The sequence below is a fragment of the Actinomycetota bacterium genome (genome assembly GCA_030650795.1).
Taxonomy (GTDB): domain Bacteria; phylum Actinomycetota; class Actinomycetes; order S36-B12; family S36-B12; genus UBA11398.
The window spans coordinates 199,434-222,795 of the sequence record JAUSDJ010000017.1; the positions used below are offsets into that span (position 1 = coordinate 199,434).

Genomic DNA, 23,362 nt, shown 5'->3' on the forward strand with positions numbered 1-23,362 from the left:
GCGGATCATCGTAACCGCTCGCCATCTGACTCCGTGCAAGGCTCGCGACACGGTCGTTCTTACATTGGCTTCATTTCGGCGAGCACCTCGCTGAGCTCCATCGTTGCAAAACTCGTCCGATAATCGCTGAATCCATAGGGCATGATCAATTTGCCCCGATGCACCAGACTTCCGCACGAGTACACGACATTTGGCACATAGCCGTTTCTTTCATCTGGATTCGGCGTCAACAACGGGGTCGAAAGGGCGCCAATCATGATCTCTGGCTTGTCAAGATCCAGCAGCACTGCGCTGATCGAGTACTCCCGCATGGCTCCAACTCCGTGCGTGATCACCAGCCAGCCATCATCGGTTTCAATTGGCGATCCGCAATTGCCGATCTGAATCAACTCCCATGTCTGCTTCGGTGCCTGGAAGTTCTTGATCTCGTCCCAGTGATAGCCATCATCGGAGTAGGCAATCGAGTTTGACTCTCGATCCCAGCGAGACAGTGCACAGTACCGACCGTCAACAGGCCGCGGGAAGAAGGCGACACCCTTGTTCTGTACTGCCTTGCCTGAGAGTTTCAAGGACGAGAAGGTTCGGAAGTCATTGGTTTCAAGCATGCGCGACACCACATGGGTGCCGTCAAAGCCGGTGTAAGTAGCCCGGTAGGAGATCTTGCCAACCGCGTCGGCAACTTGCACGAAGCGCGCGTCCTCAATGCCGCGACGCTCGTCAGAGGCAATCGGCCAGAGCACTCGCTCGCTTAGGAGAGTTCCCTCGTCGAAGTCGACCTCATAGCTATTGCGCGCAATCTCCTGAAGAGTCTCCATGAATTCGTACGGGTGTTCCAGCCCATCAGGGTGCATCTTCAGCAGATTCAGTCTCGAGTTCAGCTCTTCGGGGGAGAATTTATCCGGCAGCATCCCTAGGAGGAACTGCAGGTCGGCGGTGTAGATGCCCGCATCCTTTGCCGACTGCTGAACCAGCTCATTGCGCAGGACGGTGTACCTATGTGCGCGCGTGGTGGCGAATTTGGAGGCCGGCTCAACTTCAATGCCTCCTTCAGGATCAATAATTCCTGATCGAAAAGCCAGGGTCGAGATATGCCCCTCGCCGACAGCCCGAACGCTCATCACGAAGCGAAGGTGATCCGGCTCCAACCCCGTTTGATCAGGATGCGCGACGATGGACGGATTGAAATAGGCAGCAGCTTCAACTGCGTACTCCTGGGTGAGATACGCGCCAATCAGGCGTTTGCGTTCAACATCTAATCGGTCCTCATCGGCGATCAGATGCTGGACTGCTGAATAGTGCAGTTCAAACTGCCCCTCCAGGTCACGATGCCGGTGCGAGAAGTTGGCGACTGTTTCCACCAACTCCTCGTGCACCTGTGCGGCCGACAGGCTCAGGCAGCGGTCAAGCACATCGTTTACTCGTGAGGCTCCACGAATCAACTCCTCCTCACCGGGAATGAAGATCCGGCTGATGACCCGTTGGGGATCCCCGCGCAGGACGACTTCAGATCGTCGAACGAGATTCTTCACAGGACTGCGTGCTTCCTGTTGGCGTGCTGCATGACAGATAGATAGGCCAAGGTGGATTCGGCGCCACTGTTGAGATTGGGACCTGTTGAGGTCAAGCCATCGAAGCCAGCACCAGTGCTCGGGTCGTACATGCGCACTGACACATCATTGGCGCCCTCAAACCATTGGGAGGTCATCGCCAACACCTCAAGCCAAGACTCGTCGTGCGTGACCGCATACGCACTCGAGCAAGCATCGGCGAGTGCGGCTACCTCAATCGGCTGCTGATCGAATGCCGGCACTACATCGCCAACAGCCCAGCCAAGAGCAGAGACGATAGACAGATGGTCGTAGTTGGTCTGGAGAGCAACAAGCCAGCTCAACATGCTCAAGCCGTGGCTGACAACCTCGGGCCGCTCGAAAAAGGCTCCGCCTGAAATCATCAGTTCCGGCAGAGCAGCGTTTGCGTAAGTAAGCCGCTGTTCGGGCCAAGCTTGAGTTGAAACGAGATTTGCCGGCACGCTTTGCAGGGCATCTTCAAGTAGCGCTCTGGCGAGAGTGTTTGACGGATATGCACGCAGAAATTCGATGGCACCTAGACCAGCGAACACCATCGAGCGCGGGTGCGGACTCCGAATGGCCGCGGACTTCACGAAGTGGTCGTAGGCATCACGGACTCGCGCGGCTTTCGGATCCAATCCGACCATGCTCCCCCAGCACCACAAGGCTCTGCCCCAGTGATCATCTGTGGACGCCTCGCCATGCCAATTGCCATCAACATCACAACGATTGATGACTCGACCGTCTGCTTGCTGAGACTGATTCATGAAGCGGGCAAGCACATCGATCGACTTGGAGATGCGTCGCTCAGTTGACTGCTCGCGCTCGAACACAATCAGTGCGCGCGAAACATCGTCAACGCAATATCCATGCTCACGTCTTGGCTGGTCTATCTCGCAATGTTCAAACACTCCTCGCGAATCGCATATTGAAAGCAAGTGCTTGAAGTTTGACTGCCTGAGCAATTGCTCAGTGTCGCCCCTCATCAGGCGCTCGCAAGCGCTGCCGGTCGACCTTGTTTGGTGCTGATGGAACTGGCCAATTGCAGGTAGGCCTGCCCGACTGCTGGCCACAGATACGGCACACTCATCTCACTGGTCAGCCTGCGCATCTGATCTGCCTGAAATGGATTGCGGTGAATGCGGCGCACCGCCTGAGCGATCTCATCGGCGTTCTGATGCTTGACGAGCACTCCGGCGCCGCGCCCAAGCACCTCTATCGCGTGCGGGAAACGCGTGGCAATCACCGGGCCGCCAGCCACCATCGCTTCCACAAGCACTCCCGATGTCACTTGATCCTTGGAGTCGTAGGGAAGAAGAAAGATGGAGGCGGACGCAATGAGTTCGGCAAGAGCACTGCCATCCAAGTACTCGTTGACCAAGTGGAGCTGATCGGATACCCCAAGATCTGATGCCAATTGCATCAAGCTCTCGCGATACCGCTCCCCTTCTCGCGCCACGACATTTGGATGTGTTCTTCCGGCAACGACGTACTCGACCTTGGGGTGAATATCCGTGAGTCTGGCCAGCGCCTCAATTCCCCACTCAATGCCCTTGCCTCGGCTGATCAATCCCCAAGTCAACAAGCGAGGTCCGCAGGATGCACTCGTTGCTTCCCCCACTCGCCGCAGATCGGGAGACCCATGAGGAATGACATGAACCATTTCTGGAGAAATCTCATAGTGCGCAATCAGATTCTTGCGCGCAATATTGGTCATCGTCACAAGCGCAGTTGAGGCCGCAATCAGGGCTTGAACGATGAAACGTTGACGCAGTGTTGGTGTCTTCAGCACTGTGTGCACGACGGTGATCACAGGAACGCGAACTAAACTCAACAAGTCGATGAGCTCTATGCCGTCGTCGCCGCCATAGATGCCAAATTCATGTTGAAGAACGATGACGTCGTAGTTGTTGAGTACCTGTGCGGTACGTCCGGTATCCGACGAGGTTCGATGCTGGTGCACAACTGATTCCGGACGCATGAATGTCGGCTCTTGAGTCAACTGGACAACATCTATTGGGGAGCCTGCGTTTGTCATCGCCTGCGTCAGCGACTGCGCAAAGGTGGCGATCCCACACTGGGTAGGTGGGTAAGTGCTCATCATCACGATTCTTGGATCCACGATGGTCTTCTCCAGGCCTCTCAAGGCAACCGCGGAGTCTCGACCTATAGCGGGCCGAACTGTTACCTTGGCGATTGACATTTTACAGCAACTCAGATCGAGCCTCTGTTGAATAAGCCGCACGTACACCGGGTGCTCGGGCTCGCAACTTTTGTTAGTACCTAGTCGGACAACATCGCCTCAATTGCGATGCGCGCACGTCGCTGGATCCAGCAACGTGTCTTCAGTGGCGATATCCGTGAACATCGCTCAATAGCGAACTCCTGCGAGTTCGATGTCGAGCTCACTCACAAACTGTGCTCCCGCGCAGACGAAAACACCTACCTAAACAACGAAGAATGCAGGGCTCGTTGCTTTTGCAGTGTAGCCCGGAACGGAACGGCCAATTACCGCCAGAACTAGATCGTCACACGTGAAGCGTTTGCCTCAGCCTCTTGAACAGCAAGAGTCAGCACGCCCAGCGCAGCCGTGAGTTGCCCATCCCATTGGTCAGCTCGAACACACCACATGACCTTGTCTTGAGCATCCAGAACGCTCTCTCGGGATTCCTTGGGGCCGTTGGCCCCAAGTCGATCCAGGACGCGGGCTGCAGCATTAGCCCATTTCTCAGCCAATTGCAGGTGCTCGACCTGCTTTTCCAATTCGACCATCTCATTGCGACCACCAGGGCTGTCTTCGGTGATCTCATGCAGGAGCTGATGTACTCGATCAAGGGCCTGAAGAAGATCGATCTTCATAGCTTCGTGGAGCGCAGAGCGCTTCACGTCCAGGGTCAATTGCTCGCAAGAGGCCTTGACCTCGCTTTTGGCAGCGAAGAATCGGTCGGACTTGCGATGCGGGACCTCTTTGGCCGCAGTGCGGCTCAGGCGGGACTTGCCGGAGGATGGTTGAGACATGATCACTCCTTCTCGATCTGACACTTCGATCGGTACCCATTCATTCAACCCCTTTTAGGACCGAAGCGCACCACTAGCGACGTGTGAGTTTGTTCGGGTCTTGCAATTGCCTCAAGCCTTGACTTTTACGCGTCCATAAGGAACGTGCATTGAAATTTCAACTGGGTTGAAGAGAAGTGGACTCAAGATCTTCGATGTCCTCCAGTTCGATGCCCTTGGTCTCCTTGATCTTGCGCCAGACAAATGGAATCGACAACAGGGCGAAGATCGTGAAGATGCCGTAGGCAATACCAAGACTCTTGCCGGCGATGGGCGGGAATGCCGTGGAGACGATGAAGTTCGCGGTCCACTGTGCAGCCACAGCAAGCGCGAGGGCAGCTGCACGAATCCGATTCGGGAACATCTCTCCAAGCAGAACCCACACAACCGGGCCCCAGGTCGCTGCGAAGAATGCGACGTAGATGTTGAACGAGAACAGCGCAACGATATCGGGGCCATCAGTCAGGATCGGGTTGCCGTCTGCACCAATCGGGGCTGTACCAAAGACGTACGTCAGCGTCGCAAGGGTGACCACCATCCCCGCCGACCCCACAAGGAGTAGGGGTTTGCGACCGACGCGGTCTACAAGCGCAATGGCAACGACGGTGAAGGCCACATTCACACCAGTGGTGATCAATGAGGTCTGGAATGCCTGATCCTCAGTGAAACCAACCGACTGCCAGATGGTGTTTGAATAGTAGAAGACCGCATTGATGCCAACGAACTGCTGGAAGGCACTGAGCAGGATGCCTATCCAAACCAGCGGCATCAGCCCGAATCGACTTCCACGCAGATCCTTCATCGAGGACCGATGCTCGCCCTTCATTGAACTTTTGATCTCGGCGATCCGAACCTCGGGATCGGCGCTGTAGATCTGCCGCAGCACGTCCTTGGCTTGATCCTCCTCACCCATCTGAACCAGAAATCGGGGAGATTCCGGAAGTCGAAGAGCCAGCACGCCGTAGATGGCCGCAGGGATCGTCATCGTAAGGAACATCCACTGCCAGGCGGGGAGGTCGAAAAGCCAGTTATTGAGGGCACTTCCTCCAGATGCATTCAGAATCATCCAGTTGATCAGGCCGGTGGCGAAGATGCCAATGACAATGGCGAACTGTTGAAGCGAAGACATCCGTCCGCGCATTGGCGCCGGCGCGATCTCGGAGATGTACATCGGGGCCATGACCGATGCAACGCCAATTCCTGCCCCGCCGATGAAGCGCCAGAAAACCAGATCAGCAATTGCAAACGGGAAGGCCTGTCCTATCGCTGCCAGCATGAACAGTCCTGCTGCAAAGAGCATCACAGGTTGGCGGCCGTAGCGATCGGCCAAGTATCCAGCAAACCAGGCTCCGATGGCCGAGCCAACAAGAGCGATGGAGACGACAAAGCCAAGCGCGAAGTCGCTCAATCCGAAGGTGGATTTAATGGCGGCAGAGGCACCGTTGATAACGGCCGAGTCGTAGCCAAAGAGGAATCCGCCCAAGGCAGCAGAGGTTGCCAAGCCGACGACGCGCCCGGTGCGGTAATCCTTCTGCATTCGGCCCCCTCGCGTGGATGGTCAAGGCAGTAAACCAAAGGAAGGCCCTGTTGAACACAGGAACACGCAAGGAGTTCAGTGGCGCTTCTATGCAAGTTCTAGATGCGATCCTTGCGCGCTTCTTGGCTTGGTCAGGGCGTAACTGATCGCCGTTGTCGCAATGGCGACAACACCAACTGAAGGCCAAGCGCCGATGGGTTTGGCCAGCACATGCGATCCCGCGAAGGCCAGGACAAATACCCCCTCGCTCAATCCCGCTGCAAGCGGTCCCGCCTCACGCCACCACTGAAATCCGCAGACCGCCGCACCAGCCAGAAGCACGACGCCGCCAAGGGATCGGTTGTCGGTGGATTGGGCTACACCGAATCCGGCCACGAGAGTGGCTCCTGCAAGAACTGACGTAAATGCGCGCATGGCCCCACATTAGGCGAAGCAACCGCAGACGCGTCATGCACGCGAAATTGGTGAGTATGAAGAGCTACTCGGAGTTCCCCAACGCGCGCTATAGCGCTGCAGCCGCGGCGACCTTGTCCTTGACAATGCCGAGTTTGAAGAACTTGGTGCCCTTTTCGACGGAACCGGAAGTCACGCTCGGGATGAGCCGAATCGGATAGAACCCAAGTTCGATACCGCGAATTGCAGGGAGCACCAGTTGACCCTTGGCATTGGCGGTGGTAGTTCCAATCGTGAACCACTTGCCGTGAGCGAAGATCTGTGAGAGGTACTTCACCCGGGGCCGCAGGAATTGCACGATTATCTGCTCGGCCTCGAGCCTGGTCATCAGCACGGTCTGACCCGCGAGCGGATGCAGCACTAAGCGGGGAGGTGCACTCTCGGCTTCTGCTTGGCTCAGAACGATGATCGCGCCTTCGCCGATCACCTCGGCGTGCTGAGGATTAGTTGTCTCAACGGGTTCCGGGGTGAGCGTCGGCGTCGGCGTCGGCGTCTGCGTCGGAGAAGGACTGGGGGCAGGGGGCTGGGGAGTCACAGTTGGCACTGGGCAGGGAGGCTGGCCATAGTCGTTGCAGGCTGCTTGAGCGGGCAGACCTGTGAGCAACATTGCGAGCATGGCGCCGCTGAGGATCGCGCCTGCCTTTGCCGCCAATACCTTACGCACGCCTAACCCCCAATACCTGCCTAACGTGAATCACTGGAGTCTACCTCGTTGAAAAGTATTCACCCCGGTGCATCAAGCAGTGATAGCCACGCTCAAGGGGGCGCTCGCGTTCTCACTCTTCAGCGAGGACAGCCTTGACCTGCTCAGAGAATCCCGGCTCTTTGACTGCCCCGATGAAGCGCACAGCAATGCGGCCCTGGCGATCAATAATGAGGGTGCTTGGCAGGGCACCTGGTGGAACGCTTGGAATCAATGCGAGTTTGGTTCCCTTGGGGTCCAGAATGCTTGGATATTTGATGCCATAAGTTGAGGTGTATTCGCGAGCCGACGAATCCTGATCAGTGACATCCAAGCCGACAAACTTCACCCCATCAGCCTGGAACTTCGTTGATGCGACAGCAAGAGCAGCGGCTTCGTCGTTGCAGGGCAAGCACCATGATGCCCACGAGTTCAAGACGACAACGTGGCCACGAAGGTCAGCGAGTGACAGTTGATCCCCACCCAAAGTCTGGCCGGCAATTGGCGGAAGATCCACTCGATCGCTTGCTGCATACGCGGTGACCCCGACTTCCTCCGAGACTCGAACTCCCAGGGGATCGCGTCCGCAGGCACTCAACAGGAGCACGGCGCTGAGTGCCACCACCACCAGCCTCTTCACGAGGCCGCTTCCATGGCTGCGGCCGCAGACGCGCGGTCGATGCGCTGCCCTCTTCGTTCCTCACTTGTAAACCACTCTGTCGCGGCGAGCATCAGCCAGCCAGCATCCACAACCATGACCAGGGCCCACATCAATGCCCCAGAGAGTTGCTGGTCACCTATGGGATCAAGTCCGAAAGGCCTCGGCACAGCGAAGGCCGGATAGAGCAGCACCGGCGAGAAATAGATCACGGCGCCAGTGATCGCTTCGGGAATCATCATCAAGGCCAAGGAGATCATGCGGGTCGCATGAGTTGGACGCCGAGGTTGCAGATTGGATCCGATCAGCGGGAAGTAGAAGAGGAAGGCCGCGATCAGATAGACGGGCTGCTCCAGGAAGGCGTCGACATCGTGGTTCACCAGAGCCCAATTGTAGAAGGCGGTGAAATGGACACCGAGCAGGACAGCCGCGAACAGCAGCCAAGTGACGACAGAGTTCGTCAGGATTCGCACCGATCGGCTCCGCATGATCGGTGCGAACCAGCGCCTGCGCGTGGCGTCACTGCTCGCTTTGAAGATCAGAGTCATCGGTGATCCCAGGACGAGCAGAGGTGCTGCAGCCATCATCACCACGAGGTGCTGAGTCATGTGCGCCCAGAAGAAGGTGTGCGACCAGGCCGCGATCGGGCCGAGGTAGATGATTGCGATCAATCCGATTCCGGTCAGGAAGCAAACGGTCTGACCGGCATGCCACCGATCACGTCTGGCCGCGCGTCGAGCCGCCCACAGATACCAGCCGCAGGCTGCAAGAAGGTTGACGGCAAGGAAGAGGTCGAATGTCCAGCGGGAGAGAAACAGTTCCATAGAACTCGCCACAGATTCACCTCGCATCCCGCTTGAATTCCGCTCGTCTGTGCCCGCCCGAACGATAGTGTCGCGCTGACTTCACGGTTCCACAGTGAGGCGCTCTACGAAATGGCGGGCTACGTGAAGCGTGTGCTGTTCACGATTCTCACCGTGCTCATCGGCGTGGGAATTGTCGCGGGCTCCGTGTGGCTCCTCAGCAAGCGGCAGGCACAGCCCGAAGTGCTGGTCGCCAAGGTCATTGGAACGGCACCGACCCCTCAGGGTGATCTGCCGCACGCCACTCTCGATCTCTCGATCTATCCGCAAAGTTCTACAGCGGTTCCCGGTCCGACTTCCGGCGTCAATGCCGCGATCGACACTGACGGCTGGCCCTTCTACTGGCCATCCACCAGCCTGCAACTGCCAGCTCACTCACTGATCACAGTGACCGTCCACCAATACGACGGGGCGACGACGGTCTGGAATCCCTATTTCTCCACCGTTCATGGCACAGTCGATGGGACGGCCGTGTACAACGGCAAGACTCAGACAAAGATCGATCCGACCATGGTCGCCCACACCTTCACGATCCATCAGTATCCGCAGTCCACACAGCCCTACTTCTTCGTGAGCGTGCCGATGCTCGCAGTTGGCGACAACGCACCCAATCTGACCAACGGCTATCCGAAGGCGGAGGTCATCAGCTTCTCGTTCATCACCGGAGCACCTGGCGACTACATCTGGAACTGCGAGGACCCATGCGGCAACAGCTATGTGGACTTCGGCGGAGTCATGAGTGAACGAGGCTGGATGAGCGGAACGGTCACGGTGGTCTGATGTCCATTGACACCCCAACGCCAGAGCTCGACGAGCCTGAGGAGCCAACGAACCGTCCGGACGCGACCTACCGGTTACGCGAATGGCTGTCGCGTCCCTACGTGCGCCGCATCCTTGTCATCTTCGTGGTGCTGAACATCTTGATCCTGCCGATCGCCTGGCTCGTAGTCCACTTCATGGAGCTCACCGGTGGCCCAGCGTCATCGATCATGGTGGAACTCGAGCGCACCGTCTTCGTCTTCACGATCGTCTCGGCCCCATTGATGGCCATCACGGCAGCGATCCTCATCTACAGCCTTTTCGGCTGGGGACGCGTGACGGGCGAGGATCCACCGATGCAGGAGTCACCTGCGATTCGCACGAACGGCATCGCAGTTGTCCTGTGGATCACTGCAACGAGCGTGCTCGCTGCCTTCCTGGTGATCTGGGGTCTGGGCGAGCTCGCCAACATCACGGCCTTCGCGTACGGCTCCTCCCCCGCGAATCAGCAGCCGAATGCGACCAAGACGATCGACGTGAACGTGACCGCGCAGCAATGGCTCTGGACCTTTGAGTATCCAGATCAGGGCAAGGTGCAAAGCGATGTGCTCGTGGTTCCAGTGAACACGCCCTTGTACTTCAATGTGACTTCGAAGGACGTCGTCCACAACTTCTGGATCGTCGAGCTCGGAGTCAAGATCGATGCCAATCCCGGTGCTATCACCAATACGGGAGTGACCCCGAACAAGCTCGGCACCTTCAATATCCGCTGCGCAGAGCTTTGCGGACTTCATCACGCATACATGGAAACCACGATTGAGGTTGTCAGCAAGGCCCAATTCGACTCGTGGATCCGCGAACGAGGCGGGAGACGCACAGCATGAGCATGACTGCCGTGATCCACGAGCACCCTTCGGTGCCGCAGCCGCGCCAGCACGGTGGCGCCGGAGGCTTCCTTCGCCATACGAACATCTTCACCGGGGCGATCACTGGGGTGCTGCTGTCGACCGCCACCTACATGATCGGCTCGCGGCTGGTGCCCTGGGGAACTCAGGACGCCACTTTCCAGCAAGTCGGACTCAATGCACTGATCGGGGCAACCTTCGTCGCATGGGTCGTGGGATTCATGGCAGGAATCGGTGCATTCGCCGGTCCGATCCGATGGATGCTCGGCCACGACCTCACTCACGACGACTCCGAGTACATGGCTGGCAAGGGCCAGGGACACATGAAGTACTGGAAGTACACCACCGATCACAAGGTGGTGGGCATCCAATATCTGGTGATGGCGCTGGTGCTGTTCGGCTTCGGCGGCTTCTTCGCGATGCTGATCCGCACAGAGCTCGGTGTGACCTGGAGCGAAGTCTTCGACCCGAACTTCTACAACTCGATCATCGGCACCCATGGAATCGTGATGATCGTCGCGATGATCATCGTCGTTGCCGGGCCACTCGGAAACTTCATCATGCCGCTGATGATCGGCGCGCGCGATATGGCTTTCCCCCGATTGAATGCGCTCAGCTTCTGGCTGTTGTTCGCAGCAGTGCCACCACTGCTGGCCAATCTCTTGCTCGGTGGCATCCGCGATGGCTGGACGGTCTACCAGCCGCTGGGGACACAGGCGCCGATCGGCATGATCGGCTACCAGGTCTGCATCATCACCTTCGCATTCTCCACGGGTATCGCCGGCGTCAACCTGATCACCACCATCGTCACCATGCGAGCTCGAGGCATGACCTGGAACCGCGTGCCCATCTTCGTGGTCGGCATCCTGGCCGCCGCCATCATGGGCCTGATCTGGTTTCCCATGTTTCAGTACTCGCAGATCATGGCGATGAGTGATCGCGTCATCTCCACCTCCTTCTTCACGCCCCACGCCGGCGGCAGCGTCTGGCTCTACGAGAACCTGTTCTGGCTGCTGGGGCATCCTGAGGTCTACGTGATCGTCATCCCCGTCACGGCAGCGATGCTCGAACTGATGACAGTCTTCCTGCGCAAGCCGCTCTTCTCCTACAAGCTCGCGATCGCCGGCTTCGCTGGAGTGGTCGCTATCAGCGCCGTGGTCTGGGTCCACCACATGTACATGACCGGATTCGCTCCGGCCGCCGGATACCCCTTCATGCTGTCAACTGAACTGATCTCGATTCCCTTTGGATTCCTTGTGCTGGTGATGCTCGGAACCATGTGGCGCGGCAAGGTCTGGACTCGGCTGCCGATGATGGCGGTCTACGCGATGATCTGGTGCAAGATCATCGGCGGGATAACCGGGGTGTATCTCTCCGATGTTCCTGTCGATCAATTCATGCACGGCAGCATGTTCGTGGTCGCACACTTCCACTACATGCTCATGGGCGCTGGGCTCTTCGGCGCCATGGGAGCCATCGCTTACTGGTTCCCGAAGATGACCGGTCGCATGTTCGACGAGCGCATCGGATCGATCGGATTCTGGACTGCCTTCCTCGCCTTCCAGGTGACGTTCATGTCGATGTTCGTATCCGGACTGCAAGGCATGCCCCGTCGAGTGCTGCAGTTCGACAATGCCTTCAACATTGCCAACTGGATCTCGACGATCGGTGCCTACTTCATCGGCATCGGCATGCTGATCTTCCTGTACGCGATCTTCACCTCATGGCGCAGCGGCAAGGCCGCGCCGTCGAACCCCTGGGGCGCGAAGACTCTCGACTGGCAGACTCAGACGCCCGTGCCACTGGCAAACTTCCCGGTGCTGCCCGTAGTGACCGGCGATCCCTACGACTACGGCGTTCCTGATCCGTATCTGGCAGTCGATGCCGAACTTGCCAAGGACGACAACGAAAGCGTGGGAGCCCGATGAGCACGCAGACGCCGGCCCTCTACCCGACCACTGGTGAGCCTGTGGAGGTAAATGCCCGGCGCAATCGTCTTGGCGTATGGCTCTGCATAGTCTCCGATGCCACGGGAACCGTCGCGCTGCTGATTGCCTATTCGTACCTCTGGTCGTTGAACGTGAACAATGCGTGGGCCCCGCCGGGAAATACCTGGGCGCCAGCTTGGCCTTTCTGGGCGATCTTTCTCGGACTGGCACTGGCCACTGCCTGCATGTGGTGGGGAGTACGTGGCATTGCGCACGGACACACCGGCCGCCTCATCCTCGGTGCTGGTCTTTCAACTCTGCTGGTTCTCTTGGCTTTCATCGGGCAGCTCATACAGGTCTCAACTTTTCCATTTGGCCCAGCAGATGGCGCCTATGCCTCCGCCACCTTCTGGCTGGCACTGGCCACCTGTATCCATCTTTCGGTCGTGCTGTTCCTCACCCTGGCGATCATGATGCGCACCAGAGCTGGGCGCATTGCTCCCAATAACCACTCACACGCCCGCTTCGTGGCGATGTGGATGTCCTGGGTCTGCATTGCTGTTCTGATTGGCGCGGTCTGTGCAAGCACCATGACAGAAAGCCCGAACACCAACAGCCCGACCTTTGGCACCTTCCAGGAGTGAACTTCAAACTGGGAACGCGCCTTTGGTGGGGGCTGCCGGCCCTGCTCGTCTTGCTCTGGGCAGCCGGGCTGTTCACCATCAAGCAGTACCCGGGGCTGGCGACGCCGCCCGACTTCATCATGTGGGCATTGCCCAGCCTGCGCTTCGCGCGCGATGTTGCATCGATACTCACCGTTGGCTCGCTCCTTGTTGGGGGTCTGCTCCTGCTTCCCCAATCACGCCGAATCCTGAACTGGGCGATCGGGTGGGCACTGGTCTGGCTCGTCACACTCGTGGTGCTTCTTGTGAGCACGGTTTCGGAAGTGACTGCACTGACGCCCTTGCAGGCATTGGATCCGTCAATCTGGTGGCCATTCCTGACGGACACCTTGCCGGGTCGTGTGTTTGGCCTGCAGGCGATCGGAGTCGTGCTGGTGCTCGCTTTGAGCATGCTGGACGCGGGGAAGATCGTGCGGTGGATCTCGGCATGCATTGCCATCGCATCAGCCCTTGCACCGTCATTTCTCGGACACGGCGGTTTTTCCACCGCACACATCTCGCTGACGATCAGCTTGGCTGTGCACATTGCCGCAGCTTCGATCTGGATTGGCGCGCTGGCTGCGAGCCTTGCCTACCTCCTGAGTGAGCCTTCACGAGCCGCTGAGCTGCTTCCGCGTCTCAGTGTGCTTGCACTGTGGTGCGTGATCATTCTGGGCGAGGCAGGCTTGCTCAATGCCTCACTCCGCGTTGGTTCGGCGAGCCTGTTCGTCGGCACCTTGTATGGATCCCTTGTGCTGATCAAGGCTGTGCTGCTCGGCTGGCTTATCCGCTTGGGTTGGCTTCAGCGCACGCGCGTCGTCGGACAGATTCCGAACAACCGCCATCCTCTGGGTCCGCTCGGCCGATTCGCCGCCTGGGAATTCACACTGATGGGCATCGCTGTCGCCGTGGCCATCGTCTTGTCGCGCATCGGATTCGATGGCATTGGCAGCGGAGACGGCAGCTTCACTCCGCTGGCAATCCTGGCCATCGCTGTCCTCCTGCCTGCCTTGATCAGTGTCGTCTACCCGCTCAATGCCTCACGCGCACTGCTCAGGCACCTTCGCTCTTTTCCTGAGATTGCATCCGTTGCGCTGCTCGTTGTGATCGCCGAGGTGGCTGGACTTGGCTTGCTCAACTCTTGGCTTGGCGTCGAATTTGGCGTGATGGTGTCCAGCGTATTGCTGGCAAGCACTGCGTGGCTCTGGTGTTTGGCAATTGACGGGCCACGAAGGTGGAACGGGCTGATCGTCATGATGGTCGGATATCCGGCTGTCATCATCTTCGTGACGGCTGCTGCACCGGCAGGATCAAGCTGGCAGTTGAACTTGCTAAGCATTCTGGTAGCCGAAGGGGTCTTCCTCGCGCTAGCCGCAGACCGCACTCCAGACCCCGCGCAACGAGCTCAGCAGGTGATCAGTGTCTGACCCAAGAGATGCCAACATTCAAGAGCCCGAAGTCCCCGAGCAGCGAGGCCGCAATCGACGCGATATCTGGCAACTGCACATCCCTCTCGCATTTGGACTGCTGCTGTGCTCAGTGCTGACTGTGGTCGAAGTGCGACGCGCAACCGATGGAGTCTGGCGAGCTTGGGTGTACTCCTTTCAATGGCCCTTGATCGGTGCGGTGTGCATCTGGATTTGGTACCGCTATTGGAAAGAGGGCAGCCTCACTGAGAGTTTCGCCGCGAAATGGCGCCGCCGGATTGCCGGCTTGGAGGCAGAGTCCATTGCCGCAGATCACGAGACTGGGACGACGATGAGCACACCTGCGCAGCTTGATCCCCAACTTGAGCAGTGGCAGGAATACCTGCGAGCTTTGCATCGCAGCGATCCGCCGGGGCAAGCACCACAGGACTGAGGACTAGGACGAGGCCTCGGCCTGCACCCACTGAATCTTCATGCCGAGAGTGTCAGCCTGCTCGGTCCACGCAAGATTGCCCTCGCGGCTGGCGATGGCGATGCCATCAGCCTGCAAGCGCGCACATGTGTCGTCGAGATCTGGCACTGACAAGCAGAAGGAATCAAACTGATCGCGACGGACATCGTCCGCTGGGCGACGAGCTAGCCGGATGACGACATCGTGCATCTGCAGATCAATGACCTCCTCGCCTGCTGCTCGTGGCAGGCCATCAACGGCAGAGCAGTTGATGAGTGAGGTCAGCACCTCAGCGGACTTTGCAGGGTCGGCCACGGCCACAGTCATCCAGGCCACATTCGCACCTTGCACGACACTGTCCGCCGGCCGCGGAGGCATGAACGCGGCATCATCGCGGGGGTCCTTTGTGAACTCGGTGTCGGTGATCTCGATCAGCAGACCCGCAGTGTCAGCAGGATGGATGAAGAAGTGTCGTCCCGAGATGTCGACTCCAGTGATGCGGTATTCATAGCGTCGAAGCAGTGCTTCGGTCTTCCAGAAGTCTTCGACCGTCCAGGCCACCGAATGCAGGCCCGGACCGTTTCGAGCCACGAAGTGGCCAAGGGGCCCCACCTCATCATCCGCGGCGAAGATGCAGAAGGGCGTGGTACCGAGCCAGACCATCTCCGAGGCTGCCGCACCAGACTCACTGGCTGCTGGTCGGTCATGCCCGAAAGGGATGCCCTGCACCTGTCGCATTCCCGAATCGATCGACACTGCACCGAGCACGCGCTTCAGCCACGGCACGTAGGCGTCCTCCATGCGTGCGGCCAGTCCGAGCCGGTGAAAGTAGCCCGGCTCCACGGGTGGAGTGACAACTGTTCCATCCTGCGACATCGGCGAGTCTCCTTCTACGGTTGTTCTCCTGCTCGTGCAGCAGCGTAGGGCGAACTGTGCGGTTCTGTCCCGCGAGTGCGTGCGGCCATGCCACCCGACCGTGACATGCGAGGGTTCACCCATGAGTGCGGGTCTGCCAAGATCGGCGTTGCTGCTGTTCCGCGCCGCCCACCCTGCGCCTGCTCTGGCCGTGACCGTCGTCGTCTCGACCCTGGCCTGGCGGTCAGGCTGGCATTCGATTCCGCTCGCGCTCTTCGTTTTGGCGATGATTTCAGGACAGCTGAGTGTCGGTTGGAGCAACGATGCCCACGACGCCCACATGGACCAGGCCGCCGGCCGCATCGATAAGCCGGTTGTGGCTGCCGCATTGAGCGTTGGGCTGCTTTGGCGATGCGCAACTGTTGCAGTGGCCATCAGCGTGATTGCCTCCTTTGCCGCAGCTGGCCTGGCTGGCTCTTTCCATGTCGCGTCCTTAGCTGCGGCTTGGGCATACAACCTGCGGCTTTCCCGCACTCGCTGGTCATGGCTGCCATACGCCATCGCATTCGGTCTACTTCCGGCATTCATAACTGAAGGACTGGATCCCGCACATGCCCCGGCCATCTGGTCGATCGTGGTGTTCATGGCCATCGGCGTTGCCGCGCATCTGGCGAACGCGGCTCAGGATTCGACGACTGATGCTGAGTACGGCCATACCACCGCTGCCATCGCGCTCGGTGAACGGAACAGCAAAGTGCTGGCGCTCGCGCTGCTTCTTCTGGGAACTGCTCTGCTTGTGCGGCAACTCTGGGACTCCAATCCCGCGGTGGCTACCGCTGCTGGATTGCTCAGCGCCGCAATAGGGATCCTCGGCTACTTGAAGGCAGCCTTGTTCTTCAAAGCCATCTTGCTCATAGCCCTAGCGGACGCCGCCCTGCTTCTACTTTCGGATGTATCGATCATCAATTGAGCGGGCGAGCCAGCACAGGGACAACCACTTGATTGTGGAACATGATCGGTGACTTGTTCGCCGCAGACCAATACACAGCAGCGGGGGCCCCGGTGGAGTTGACCGTCAAGCGCATCGTTCCGTATCCCGTGCCTGAGTACTTGTTCGTGGTGCCTGCCATTGGCAGTGCGCGGGGGTCGGTGTAGCGGGAGTCGTATTGACCGTGGCCGGGGACTGCGGTGGAGTCATAGACGAACACCGCATAGGAGCCGTCCGAGAGCATCAGCGGAGGGCCGGCGATGATCACTGCGTGTCCGGGGTAGGACACCCCGCCCTTGACAGATCCGTACTGCACCTGCCCATTGAGCAGGATCTCGCCAGGGATGATCATGAGTTCGCCACCGGTCAGAGAGGCCACGGTTGGCACCGCGTTCCACGCCGGACCCGGTGTGCCCTTCAGGAATTGTGCCCACAGCGCCACATGGCCTGAGGCGTTGGTCGGGACATTCATCTGCGTGTGGAAGGCCGCGTAGGCGTTCGGAGTGGCCTGCTTCAGAGCCCAGTTGGTGAACCCGACGCAGTCCCAGTAGTAGATGCCCCCGGTGGGATTGATCGTGTACTTGTGCGTGTACTGGGTCTGCGTCATGGTCTGGAACACCTGCTGAGCCTCAGCAAGAAGTGGACCAGCCGAACCAGGGGCGGCTGGCCCCTGCACGGTGTTCGACGGCTTGCTTCCAGCCGGTGAAGCCGGAGGCGGACTCGGATTCGCCGATGCCGCCAAGGCCGAAGGCGCGACCAATACTGCGGCCAGCAATCCGGCCGTCAGGATCGCCGGGATCTTGAGTCGATTCATGACTGCACTCCTCGTCACAGCACCTTGGACAAAAAAACCTTCGTGCGCTCATGCTGTGGGTTGGCCAGAACATCGCGCGGGTGTCCTGATTCAACCACGACGCCGCCGTCGATGAATACCAGACTGTCTCCGACTTCTCTCGCGAATCCCATCTCGTGGGTGACCACGATCATGGTCATTCCGTCGATGGCAAGCTGCCTCATGACGTCGAGTACATCGCCAACCAATTCCGGATCCAAGGCCGACGTCGGCTCATCAAAGAGCATCAACTTGGGCTCCATCGCCAGCGCTCGAGCTATCGCAACACGCTGCTGCTGACCACCTGACAATTGACGTGGATATGAGTTCGCCTTATCGGCGAGCCCTACGCGTTCAAGCAAGGCCACCGCACGCCCGCGAACTCGTTCAGCTGGTTCACCCTTGACGCGCAGAGGAGCTTCCATGATGTTCTGAATTGCAGTCATGTGCGGAAAGAGATTGAACCGCTGAAAGACCATTCCGATCTCGCGTCGCTTCTTCGCTGCATCTCGATCACGAAGTTCATGGAGCTTGCCATTGAACTCGCGGTAGCCCACGAGTTCACCATCAACAGATAGTCGTCCGCCGTCCACCTTCTCAAGGTGATTGATACAGCGCAGGAATGTGGATTTTCCTGATCCTGATGGACCAACGAGACAGAACACTTCACCGCGTTGAACTTCGAGATCAATGCCCTTGAGTACTTCGAGTCCACCAAAGCGCTTGTACACGCCTTCGCTCTTGACCATTGGAATAGTCATCGCACACCGCTGTTCGGATCAAGAATCGTTGCCGAAGGTGATGGTGGAGATTGATGGAATTTGAACATGTTCCGACGCCAGCGCCGCAGGAAGGATTGCTCCACATGGCTGGACGAGCCGCGACCAAAGTGGCGCTCAATGTAGAACTGCCCAACAGTAAGCACCGAGGTGAGGATCAAGTACCAAATGCTTGCCACAATCAGCAATGGAATCGTCTGATAGGTGCGCGCATAAATCTGTTGCGTGTTGTAGAGCAACTCTGGAAGCGCAACCACGCTTACCAGTGAAGTGGTTTTCAACATGCTGATCACTTCGTTGCCAGTCGGCGGAATGATTACGCGCATCGCCTGCGGCAGCACAATCCGGCGCATCGTCTGTGCCCGACTCATGCCCAACGCCGACGAAGCCTCACCCTGTCCCTCATCGACAGATTGGATGCCAGCGCGAGCAATTTCAGCCATGTATGCGCCCTCGTTCAACCCCAGTCCCAACAACGCAGCCATGAATGGCGTGATGACATCGTTGGTATCCCAACTGGCAAAGGTCGGTCCGAATGGAATGCCAATGGACAGCATCGGGACAAGTGCAGCGAGGTTGAACCAGAAGATCAATTGCACCAGTACAGGCGTGCCGCGGAAGAACCAGATATAGGCCATCGCCACGTTCGAGAGAACAGGATTCGGCGACAGTCGCATCACCGCAAACACGACACCCAGTGCAACGCCCACGATCATTGCGATGACGGTTATCCAGATGGTGGCCCAGACTCCCTTGAGAATCTGGCTGTTGAACAAGAACTCCCAAACGACATCCCAGGAGAAGTTGGGATTGGTAGCCGCCATGTTGATGAACATCGCGACGAGCACGAGGATCACTGCAGTGGCGATCCAGCGGCCAGGATGACGCACGGGGACGGCCTTGATGGGCTCAACCGGTTGGGTCATTCCTGCTCCTCCCTGAGAAATGCCGATGGTGGGCGCCGCACTTGACGACACCCACCATCGCTAGTGACTAGGACTTCGGATTGACCTCAGCCGATGTCAGCGTGCTGGTCTCCAGGTCGTACTTGCCGGCAATTTCCTGGTAGCGGCCGCTGTCGATAAGAGACTGGATGGCTGCCTGGACTGCGGGTGCAAGCCCACTCTTCTTGTTCATGAGGACTCCAAGAAGCACGGAGTTCAGCGGGGTTCCAGCCGAGAGCTCGAACTTGCCGGATGAACCCTGAGCGATGGATGCCGCGTTCGCCGTATCAGAAATCAGCGAATCCACTCGGCCACTTGCCAGGGCAATCGGCATCTGATCAGAAGCAGCGATCACGGTGAGGGCGATCTCTGGCACTCCAGCATCCACACAGATCTTGTTGAGTTGGGGAATCGTCACGGTCTCCTGAGTGCTGCCCTTGAGCACACCGACCTTGGTGCCGCAGATCGACTTGTCCAAGGCGATGCCGTTCGGATTGCCTGTGGGCACGACGCCAGAATCACCTGAAGTCAAGTATGAGACGAAGTCGACCTGCTTCTCGCGCTCTGGGTTGATGGTGAAGGAGGAGATGCCCAGGTCATAGCGGTTGCTTTGGACTGAGGGGATGATTGAGTCGAAGGTCGCGTTCTTGATTTCAGGCGTCAGACCCATCAACGTGGCGATGTCGTTGGCCAGATCAATGTCAAAGCCAGTGAGCGTCGTGCCATCTGCCTCGGTGTACTCCATCGGGGGGTATCCAAGTTCGGTACCAATGCTCAAGGTTCCCGCTGACGCAATGTCTGCTGGCAGGAGTGCCTGAATTGCTGGGTCCACCGTGACTGCCGTAGAAGCAGCCGCACTTGAAGCAGCCGGAGAGGCCGTCGCATCAGCTGAGTCCGAACTGCTACAAGCAGCAAGGGTGAGAGCCAGCGACGCAGCGAGCACCACCGTGGCGCCGAACTGTGTCTTGCGCAATCCGAGCATGAATCCTCCTTCGTGCGACCGGGCACTGTGCCCGAACGATGGGGTTACCCCCGGGGGCTTGCCTTCTCAGCGATGAGAAGCCGTTCCATGACGCGACGTGCCTTCGCTATGCCGGCATTCTTGTCCTCGTCCAGCACCGTGGCGAGTCCTTCAATAGATTCCTGGGTCGCCCACTCTTGATCGACGGCGAAATTGCGGCTGAACGCGTAGTAGTACAGGGAATGATCCGCGTCAATTGGGGTGATTCCATTGAGCACCTTGATGAGATAGCCGTCTTCACGAGGCCGACCCGTTCCCGTGATTCCCGAATGCAGAATGTGAAAGCTTGGCGCGTGGAACTCGGTGCAGTGGAAGCCACCGTAAGGACCTTCAGTGTTCATCGTGCGGGCGTACAAGGGCGGAGCCTGAACTCCTGACATCAGCCGATCAACCGACTCCACATCACCATTTGCTTCCACTGTGACGCCATGTTCGACGATGTAGTCCTCACCCACCGTGGAGGTGTGCAAGACGGATCACTCATCCAGTGTGTGTCCGGGAGCTTCGACTCGTCGGCCTTTTCTGCATCACCCATCCAGATCCAAATCCAGCTGTCTTTTTCCACGAGTGGGAAGGGACGGACTGCCACACCCTTCGGAATGCGTTCCTGCGCCGGAATGTGGATGCAAACGCCTGTGCCGTCGTAGGTGAAACCGTGGTAGCCGCACGTAATTGCATTGTCTAGAACTGTTCCAGCCGAGAGCGGAAATCCTCGGTGCGCGCAGCGATCGCTTAAGGCATCGATCGTTCCATCTGACTTTCGATAGAGCACCACTGGAATTGTGCAGACTTCGCGTGGCGCCGGATCGCGCGCTATCTCATTGCCCGAGGCCACCACATCCCAAGCATCGTGAACAAACGTGAACCCTCCGTTGCTTTGACGTTACGCACATGACGCGTCAGCAATGTCGCTGTCGGAAGAGCTTTGGCTGGGCGCGTGAAGTTTCTATACCTCAAACTCTCCCGGAATCTAGAAAAGGTCTTAGGTCCGAATATGTTTGCTTATGGAGGCCAATGCTGTCATTCTGCAAGAAGAAAGTCGCGTCAACTCTGTTGATGGCTTTCTAGTTAGGAAATTCGACCGCGAGTCGCGGCAATCGGCGTCCAGAACCCGCGCTTTCTGATCGGCCTGCGTTAGAGTTCATCCGACCCTGTGTGTCTGGACGCATGGGGCGTCACATATGCGCGAAGAGGCGGTCATCATGAGCAGGAAATCAAGTACCCAAGGGATTCGTACTAGAAGGGTCAAGAGCCTGGTTGCTACAGGTATCTCGTTCGCCGCAATTGGTGGTTTGGTTGTGGCACTTTCAGGTGTAGCGCAAGCTGCAAGCGCTGTCGGACTCGGGACCGCGGATAGTTTTGTCGTTTTGGCAGGTGCGGGTGTTACCAACACCGGTGCAACGACCCTCAATGGTGACATTGGTACTTTCCCAACGACGACGATCACAGGCGTTGGATCCATGACGATCAATGGAACCAACCATGCTGGTGACTCCGTAACCCAAGGCGCAAAGGACGATTTGGTCACTGCCTACAACTCAGCAGCCGGACAGGCATCAACCCAAACCATCAGTGCAGATCTTGGTGGCACGACCCTTGTATCTGGTGTCTACACCTCAGCCTCATCGCTAGGTCTCACCGGCAATCTTACCCTGAATGCACTAGGCGACCCGAATGCAGTGTTCATCTTTCAGGCTGGATCAACTCTCACCACGGCTTCTGGCAGCAGCGTGTCATTGATCAACGGCGCTCAGGCCTGCAACGTCTTCTGGCAGGTTGGTAGTTCAGCAACACTGGGAACCGGCTCGACATTTCGTGGCACCATCTTGGCGCTCACCGACATCACCGTAACAACGGGAGTGAGCATCGAAGGCCGCGCTCTTGCGCGCAACGGTGCGGTCACTCTGGATACCAACACGATCTCAAGGCCCGGATGCTCAAATACCTCTTCTGGACCTCCTTCAGCGGAAATCGTCTATGCCGCAAATATTGGGCCACTAGCTCAAGGTCTGGTGTGTCCCTGGGGAGGCCAGTACAACGGCACCGGCCTCTGCATTGGCAGTGGAGCGAACCCATTGACAAACCCAAGCCCGACGGCAACTCCCACGGCAACCCCGACGGCAACCCCGACGGCAACCCCGACAGCAACCCCTCCAGGAGTGATTCCGACCCCGACAATCCGGCCGGTTCGTCAGCCTGTGGCAACTCATCGGCCTGTACCGGCGGCGCAAATTCCGCTCAAGCCAGTTGGCGGAGTCAACACCGGCAACTACAGCAACGAATAAGACCAGACCGCAATGTTCTTGCTCCAAAGAACAGCAGTCAGGGCTCGGTGGCCATGCAATTCGACTTCTCGTCGATTGAGTGATCGCGGGGTGATCGCGGCGATAAGCATCCTCGCGATTACCCTGTCTCTCGGTGCATGCGCTCCGGGTTCTACGGCAGTCCAACTGCCCGTCAAGGCTTCTTTCGAGCAGCAGACGGGCGTCGCGCCTTCCTTCTCTCGCTCTTTGCCTGCCCGCATCCGCATCCCGGCCATCAGGGTGAATGCGGCCCTCATGAAACTTGGGCTCAATTCCAATCGGACTCTCCAGGTTCCCCCAAATGCCTACACCGCAGGCTGGTTCACAGGAGCGCCTGCCCCTGGGCAGATCGGCCCGGCCGTGATTGCCGCGCACGTGCATTGGAACGGTCAGGACGGAGTTTTTGCGCACCTTTCAAGCCTGGCGCTAGGCGACACCATCGTCGTCACGCGAGTTGACGGGAGTACGGCAGTCTTTCGCATCACGCAAATCGCGACCTACAAGAAGAGCAGATTCCCGACAAAACTGGTGTATGGAAATATTGGATTCGCCGGATTGCGGCTGATCACCTGCGACGGCTTCGACTCAAGACGACGTGCTTACCTCACGAATCTGGTGGTCTTTGCAGCGCTGATCGAGTAGATGAGGAACCATGGCCCAAGTTCGGCTGGGCAATGCCCATCTGCAGCA

General features: G+C 58.4%; 25 protein-coding genes. 9 read left to right on the top strand and 16 right to left on the bottom strand.

Annotated features, from left to right (window positions below):
* Nucleotides 1–59 precede the first annotated feature (59 nt).
* From Q7L55_04785 to Q7L55_04825, 9 genes are all read right to left on the bottom strand, one after another.
* A complete protein-coding gene (locus Q7L55_04785; GenBank protein MDO8731874.1) occupies nt 60–1,529 on the bottom strand; it encodes a glycoside hydrolase family 130 protein in 1,470 nt (489 codons plus the stop codon).
* Nucleotides 1,526–2,479 carry a glycosyltransferase gene (locus tag Q7L55_04790; GenBank protein ID MDO8731875.1) on the bottom strand — a complete coding sequence of 318 codons (954 nt, stop codon included), beginning with the start codon at nt 2,477–2,479 and terminating at the stop codon, nt 1,526–1,528. The genes Q7L55_04785 and Q7L55_04790 overlap by 4 nt, the downstream gene beginning before the upstream one ends.
* A 74-nt stretch (nt 2,480–2,553) precedes the next feature.
* Nucleotides 2,554–3,690 carry a glycosyltransferase gene (locus tag Q7L55_04795; GenBank protein ID MDO8731876.1) on the bottom strand — a complete coding sequence of 379 codons (1,137 nt, stop codon included), beginning with the start codon at nt 3,688–3,690 and terminating at the stop codon, nt 2,554–2,556.
* Nucleotides 3,691–4,088: 398 nt separating this feature from the next.
* Nucleotides 4,089–4,586 carry a hypothetical protein gene (locus Q7L55_04800; protein MDO8731877.1) on the bottom strand — a complete coding sequence of 166 codons (498 nt, stop codon included), beginning with the start codon at nt 4,584–4,586 and terminating at the stop codon, nt 4,089–4,091.
* 157 nt (nt 4,587–4,743) lie between these two features.
* Entirely contained in the window at nt 4,744–6,162 is a 1,419-nt protein-coding gene (locus Q7L55_04805) for a sugar porter family MFS transporter (GenBank protein MDO8731878.1), read from the bottom strand.
* 87 nt (nt 6,163–6,249) lie between these two features.
* The gene (locus tag Q7L55_04810) at nt 6,250–6,576 is read right to left on the bottom strand and encodes a hypothetical protein (protein ID MDO8731879.1); all 327 of its coding nucleotides are present in this window, start codon (nt 6,574–6,576) and stop codon (nt 6,250–6,252) included.
* Between the two features lie 88 nt (nt 6,577–6,664).
* Entirely contained in the window at nt 6,665–7,279 is a 615-nt protein-coding gene (locus Q7L55_04815) for a hypothetical protein (GenBank protein MDO8731880.1), read from the bottom strand.
* A gap of 112 nt (nt 7,280–7,391) precedes the next feature.
* Nucleotides 7,392–7,937, bottom strand: coding sequence for a TlpA disulfide reductase family protein (locus tag Q7L55_04820; protein ID MDO8731881.1), 546 nt, complete (start codon nt 7,935–7,937; stop codon nt 7,392–7,394).
* Complete coding sequence (locus tag Q7L55_04825) at nt 7,934–8,779, bottom strand: cytochrome c oxidase assembly protein (protein MDO8731882.1); 846 nt, start codon at nt 8,777–8,779, stop codon at nt 7,934–7,936. Before Q7L55_04825 ends, Q7L55_04820 begins: the two co-directional genes overlap by 4 nt.
* Before the next feature lie 123 nt (nt 8,780–8,902).
* Here Q7L55_04825 and Q7L55_04830 point away from each other — a divergent pair, with 123 nt between their 5' ends.
* The 6 genes from Q7L55_04830 to Q7L55_04855 are packed head-to-tail and all read left to right on the top strand — an operon-like array spanning nt 8,903 to nt 14,932.
* Nucleotides 8,903–9,598, top strand: a complete 696-nt coding sequence (locus Q7L55_04830; GenBank protein MDO8731883.1) for a hypothetical protein — start codon at nt 8,903–8,905, stop codon at nt 9,596–9,598.
* A complete protein-coding gene (gene coxB / locus Q7L55_04835) occupies nt 9,598–10,461 on the top strand; it encodes a cytochrome c oxidase subunit II (protein ID MDO8731884.1) in 864 nt (287 codons plus the stop codon). Before Q7L55_04830 ends, coxB begins: the two co-directional genes overlap by 1 nt.
* Entirely contained in the window at nt 10,458–12,410 is a 1,953-nt protein-coding gene (locus Q7L55_04840) for a cbb3-type cytochrome c oxidase subunit I (protein MDO8731885.1), read from the top strand. The genes coxB and Q7L55_04840 overlap by 4 nt, the downstream gene beginning before the upstream one ends.
* On the top strand, nt 12,407–13,054 hold the full coding sequence (locus Q7L55_04845; GenBank protein ID MDO8731886.1) for a hypothetical protein: 648 nt from the start codon (nt 12,407–12,409) through the stop codon (nt 13,052–13,054). The genes Q7L55_04840 and Q7L55_04845 overlap by 4 nt, the downstream gene beginning before the upstream one ends.
* The gene (locus Q7L55_04850; GenBank protein ID MDO8731887.1) at nt 13,051–14,499 is read left to right on the top strand and encodes a CopD family protein; all 1,449 of its coding nucleotides are present in this window, start codon (nt 13,051–13,053) and stop codon (nt 14,497–14,499) included. Before Q7L55_04845 ends, Q7L55_04850 begins: the two co-directional genes overlap by 4 nt.
* Nucleotides 14,492–14,932 (top strand): hypothetical protein, encoded by a 441-nt coding sequence (locus tag Q7L55_04855; GenBank protein MDO8731888.1) that lies wholly within the window; start codon nt 14,492–14,494, stop codon nt 14,930–14,932. Before Q7L55_04850 ends, Q7L55_04855 begins: the two co-directional genes overlap by 8 nt.
* 3 nt (nt 14,933–14,935) lie before the next feature.
* Here the strand turns inward: Q7L55_04855 and Q7L55_04860 are convergent, their stop codons facing one another.
* Complete coding sequence (locus tag Q7L55_04860; GenBank protein ID MDO8731889.1) at nt 14,936–15,826, bottom strand: hypothetical protein; 891 nt, start codon at nt 15,824–15,826, stop codon at nt 14,936–14,938.
* Nucleotides 15,827–15,947: 121 nt separating this feature from the next.
* On the opposite strand from Q7L55_04860, the gene Q7L55_04865 reads away from it, so the two are divergent.
* Complete coding sequence (locus Q7L55_04865) at nt 15,948–16,775, top strand: UbiA family prenyltransferase (GenBank protein ID MDO8731890.1); 828 nt, start codon at nt 15,948–15,950, stop codon at nt 16,773–16,775.
* Here Q7L55_04865 and Q7L55_04870 read toward each other — a convergent pair.
* The 6 genes from Q7L55_04870 to Q7L55_04895 form a co-directional block, all read right to left on the bottom strand.
* On the bottom strand, nt 16,768–17,607 hold the full coding sequence (locus tag Q7L55_04870; protein MDO8731891.1) for a hypothetical protein: 840 nt from the start codon (nt 17,605–17,607) through the stop codon (nt 16,768–16,770). The two genes, Q7L55_04865 and Q7L55_04870, sit on opposite strands and share 8 nt — an antisense overlap.
* A 14-nt stretch (nt 17,608–17,621) precedes the next feature.
* On the bottom strand, nt 17,622–18,374 hold the full coding sequence (locus Q7L55_04875) for an amino acid ABC transporter ATP-binding protein (protein ID MDO8731892.1): 753 nt from the start codon (nt 18,372–18,374) through the stop codon (nt 17,622–17,624).
* A gap of 8 nt (nt 18,375–18,382) precedes the next feature.
* Entirely contained in the window at nt 18,383–19,330 is a 948-nt protein-coding gene (locus Q7L55_04880) for an amino acid ABC transporter permease (protein MDO8731893.1), read from the bottom strand.
* Between the two features lie 67 nt (nt 19,331–19,397).
* Nucleotides 19,398–20,330 (bottom strand): ABC transporter substrate-binding protein, encoded by a 933-nt coding sequence (locus Q7L55_04885; protein MDO8731894.1) that lies wholly within the window; start codon nt 20,328–20,330, stop codon nt 19,398–19,400.
* A 44-nt stretch (nt 20,331–20,374) separates the two neighbouring features.
* Nucleotides 20,375–20,824: a hypothetical protein gene (locus tag Q7L55_04890; GenBank protein MDO8731895.1), complete on the bottom strand. Its 450-nt coding sequence runs from the start codon at nt 20,822–20,824 to the stop codon at nt 20,375–20,377.
* Nucleotides 20,749–21,204: a Rieske 2Fe-2S domain-containing protein gene (locus Q7L55_04895; GenBank protein ID MDO8731896.1), complete on the bottom strand. Its 456-nt coding sequence runs from the start codon at nt 21,202–21,204 to the stop codon at nt 20,749–20,751. Before Q7L55_04895 ends, Q7L55_04890 begins: the two co-directional genes overlap by 76 nt.
* A gap of 367 nt (nt 21,205–21,571) precedes the next feature.
* On the opposite strand from Q7L55_04895, the gene Q7L55_04900 reads away from it, so the two are divergent.
* Nucleotides 21,572–22,654 (top strand): ice-binding family protein, encoded by a 1,083-nt coding sequence (locus Q7L55_04900; protein ID MDO8731897.1) that lies wholly within the window; start codon nt 21,572–21,574, stop codon nt 22,652–22,654.
* Nucleotides 22,655–22,729: 75 nt separating this feature from the next.
* Complete coding sequence (locus Q7L55_04905) at nt 22,730–23,314, top strand: class F sortase (GenBank protein ID MDO8731898.1); 585 nt, start codon at nt 22,730–22,732, stop codon at nt 23,312–23,314.
* Nucleotides 23,315–23,362 lie beyond the last annotated feature (48 nt).

What these genes read in the sequence shown, in the direction of transcription:
- Q7L55_04900 (MDO8731897.1), top strand. Translation starts at nt 21,572, where the DNA reads ATGAGCAGGAAATCAAGTACCCAAGGGATTCGTACTAGAAGGGTCAAG.
- Q7L55_04865 (MDO8731890.1), top strand. Translation starts at nt 15,948, where the DNA reads ATGAGTGCGGGTCTGCCAAGATCGGCGTTGCTGCTGTTCCGCGCCGCC.
- Q7L55_04875 (MDO8731892.1), bottom strand. Translation starts at nt 18,374, where the DNA reads ATGGTCAAGAGCGAAGGCGTGTACAAGCGCTTTGGTGGACTCGAAGTA.
- Q7L55_04825 (MDO8731882.1), bottom strand. Translation starts at nt 8,779, where the DNA reads ATGGAACTGTTTCTCTCCCGCTGGACATTCGACCTCTTCCTTGCCGTC.
- Q7L55_04885 (MDO8731894.1), bottom strand. Translation starts at nt 20,330, where the DNA reads ATGCTCGGATTGCGCAAGACACAGTTCGGCGCCACGGTGGTGCTCGCT.
- Q7L55_04870 (MDO8731891.1), bottom strand. Translation starts at nt 17,607, where the DNA reads ATGAATCGACTCAAGATCCCGGCGATCCTGACGGCCGGATTGCTGGCC.
- Q7L55_04800 (MDO8731877.1), bottom strand. Translation starts at nt 4,586, where the DNA reads ATGTCTCAACCATCCTCCGGCAAGTCCCGCCTGAGCCGCACTGCGGCC.
- Q7L55_04805 (MDO8731878.1), bottom strand. Translation starts at nt 6,162, where the DNA reads ATGCAGAAGGATTACCGCACCGGGCGCGTCGTCGGCTTGGCAACCTCT.
- Q7L55_04845 (MDO8731886.1), top strand. Translation starts at nt 12,407, where the DNA reads ATGAGCACGCAGACGCCGGCCCTCTACCCGACCACTGGTGAGCCTGTG.
- Q7L55_04840 (MDO8731885.1), top strand. Translation starts at nt 10,458, where the DNA reads ATGAGCATGACTGCCGTGATCCACGAGCACCCTTCGGTGCCGCAGCCG.
- Q7L55_04810 (MDO8731879.1), bottom strand. Translation starts at nt 6,576, where the DNA reads ATGCGCGCATTTACGTCAGTTCTTGCAGGAGCCACTCTCGTGGCCGGA.
- Q7L55_04860 (MDO8731889.1), bottom strand. Translation starts at nt 15,826, where the DNA reads ATGTCGCAGGATGGAACAGTTGTCACTCCACCCGTGGAGCCGGGCTAC.
- Q7L55_04880 (MDO8731893.1), bottom strand. Translation starts at nt 19,330, where the DNA reads ATGACCCAACCGGTTGAGCCCATCAAGGCCGTCCCCGTGCGTCATCCT.
- coxB (MDO8731884.1), top strand. Translation starts at nt 9,598, where the DNA reads ATGTCCATTGACACCCCAACGCCAGAGCTCGACGAGCCTGAGGAGCCA.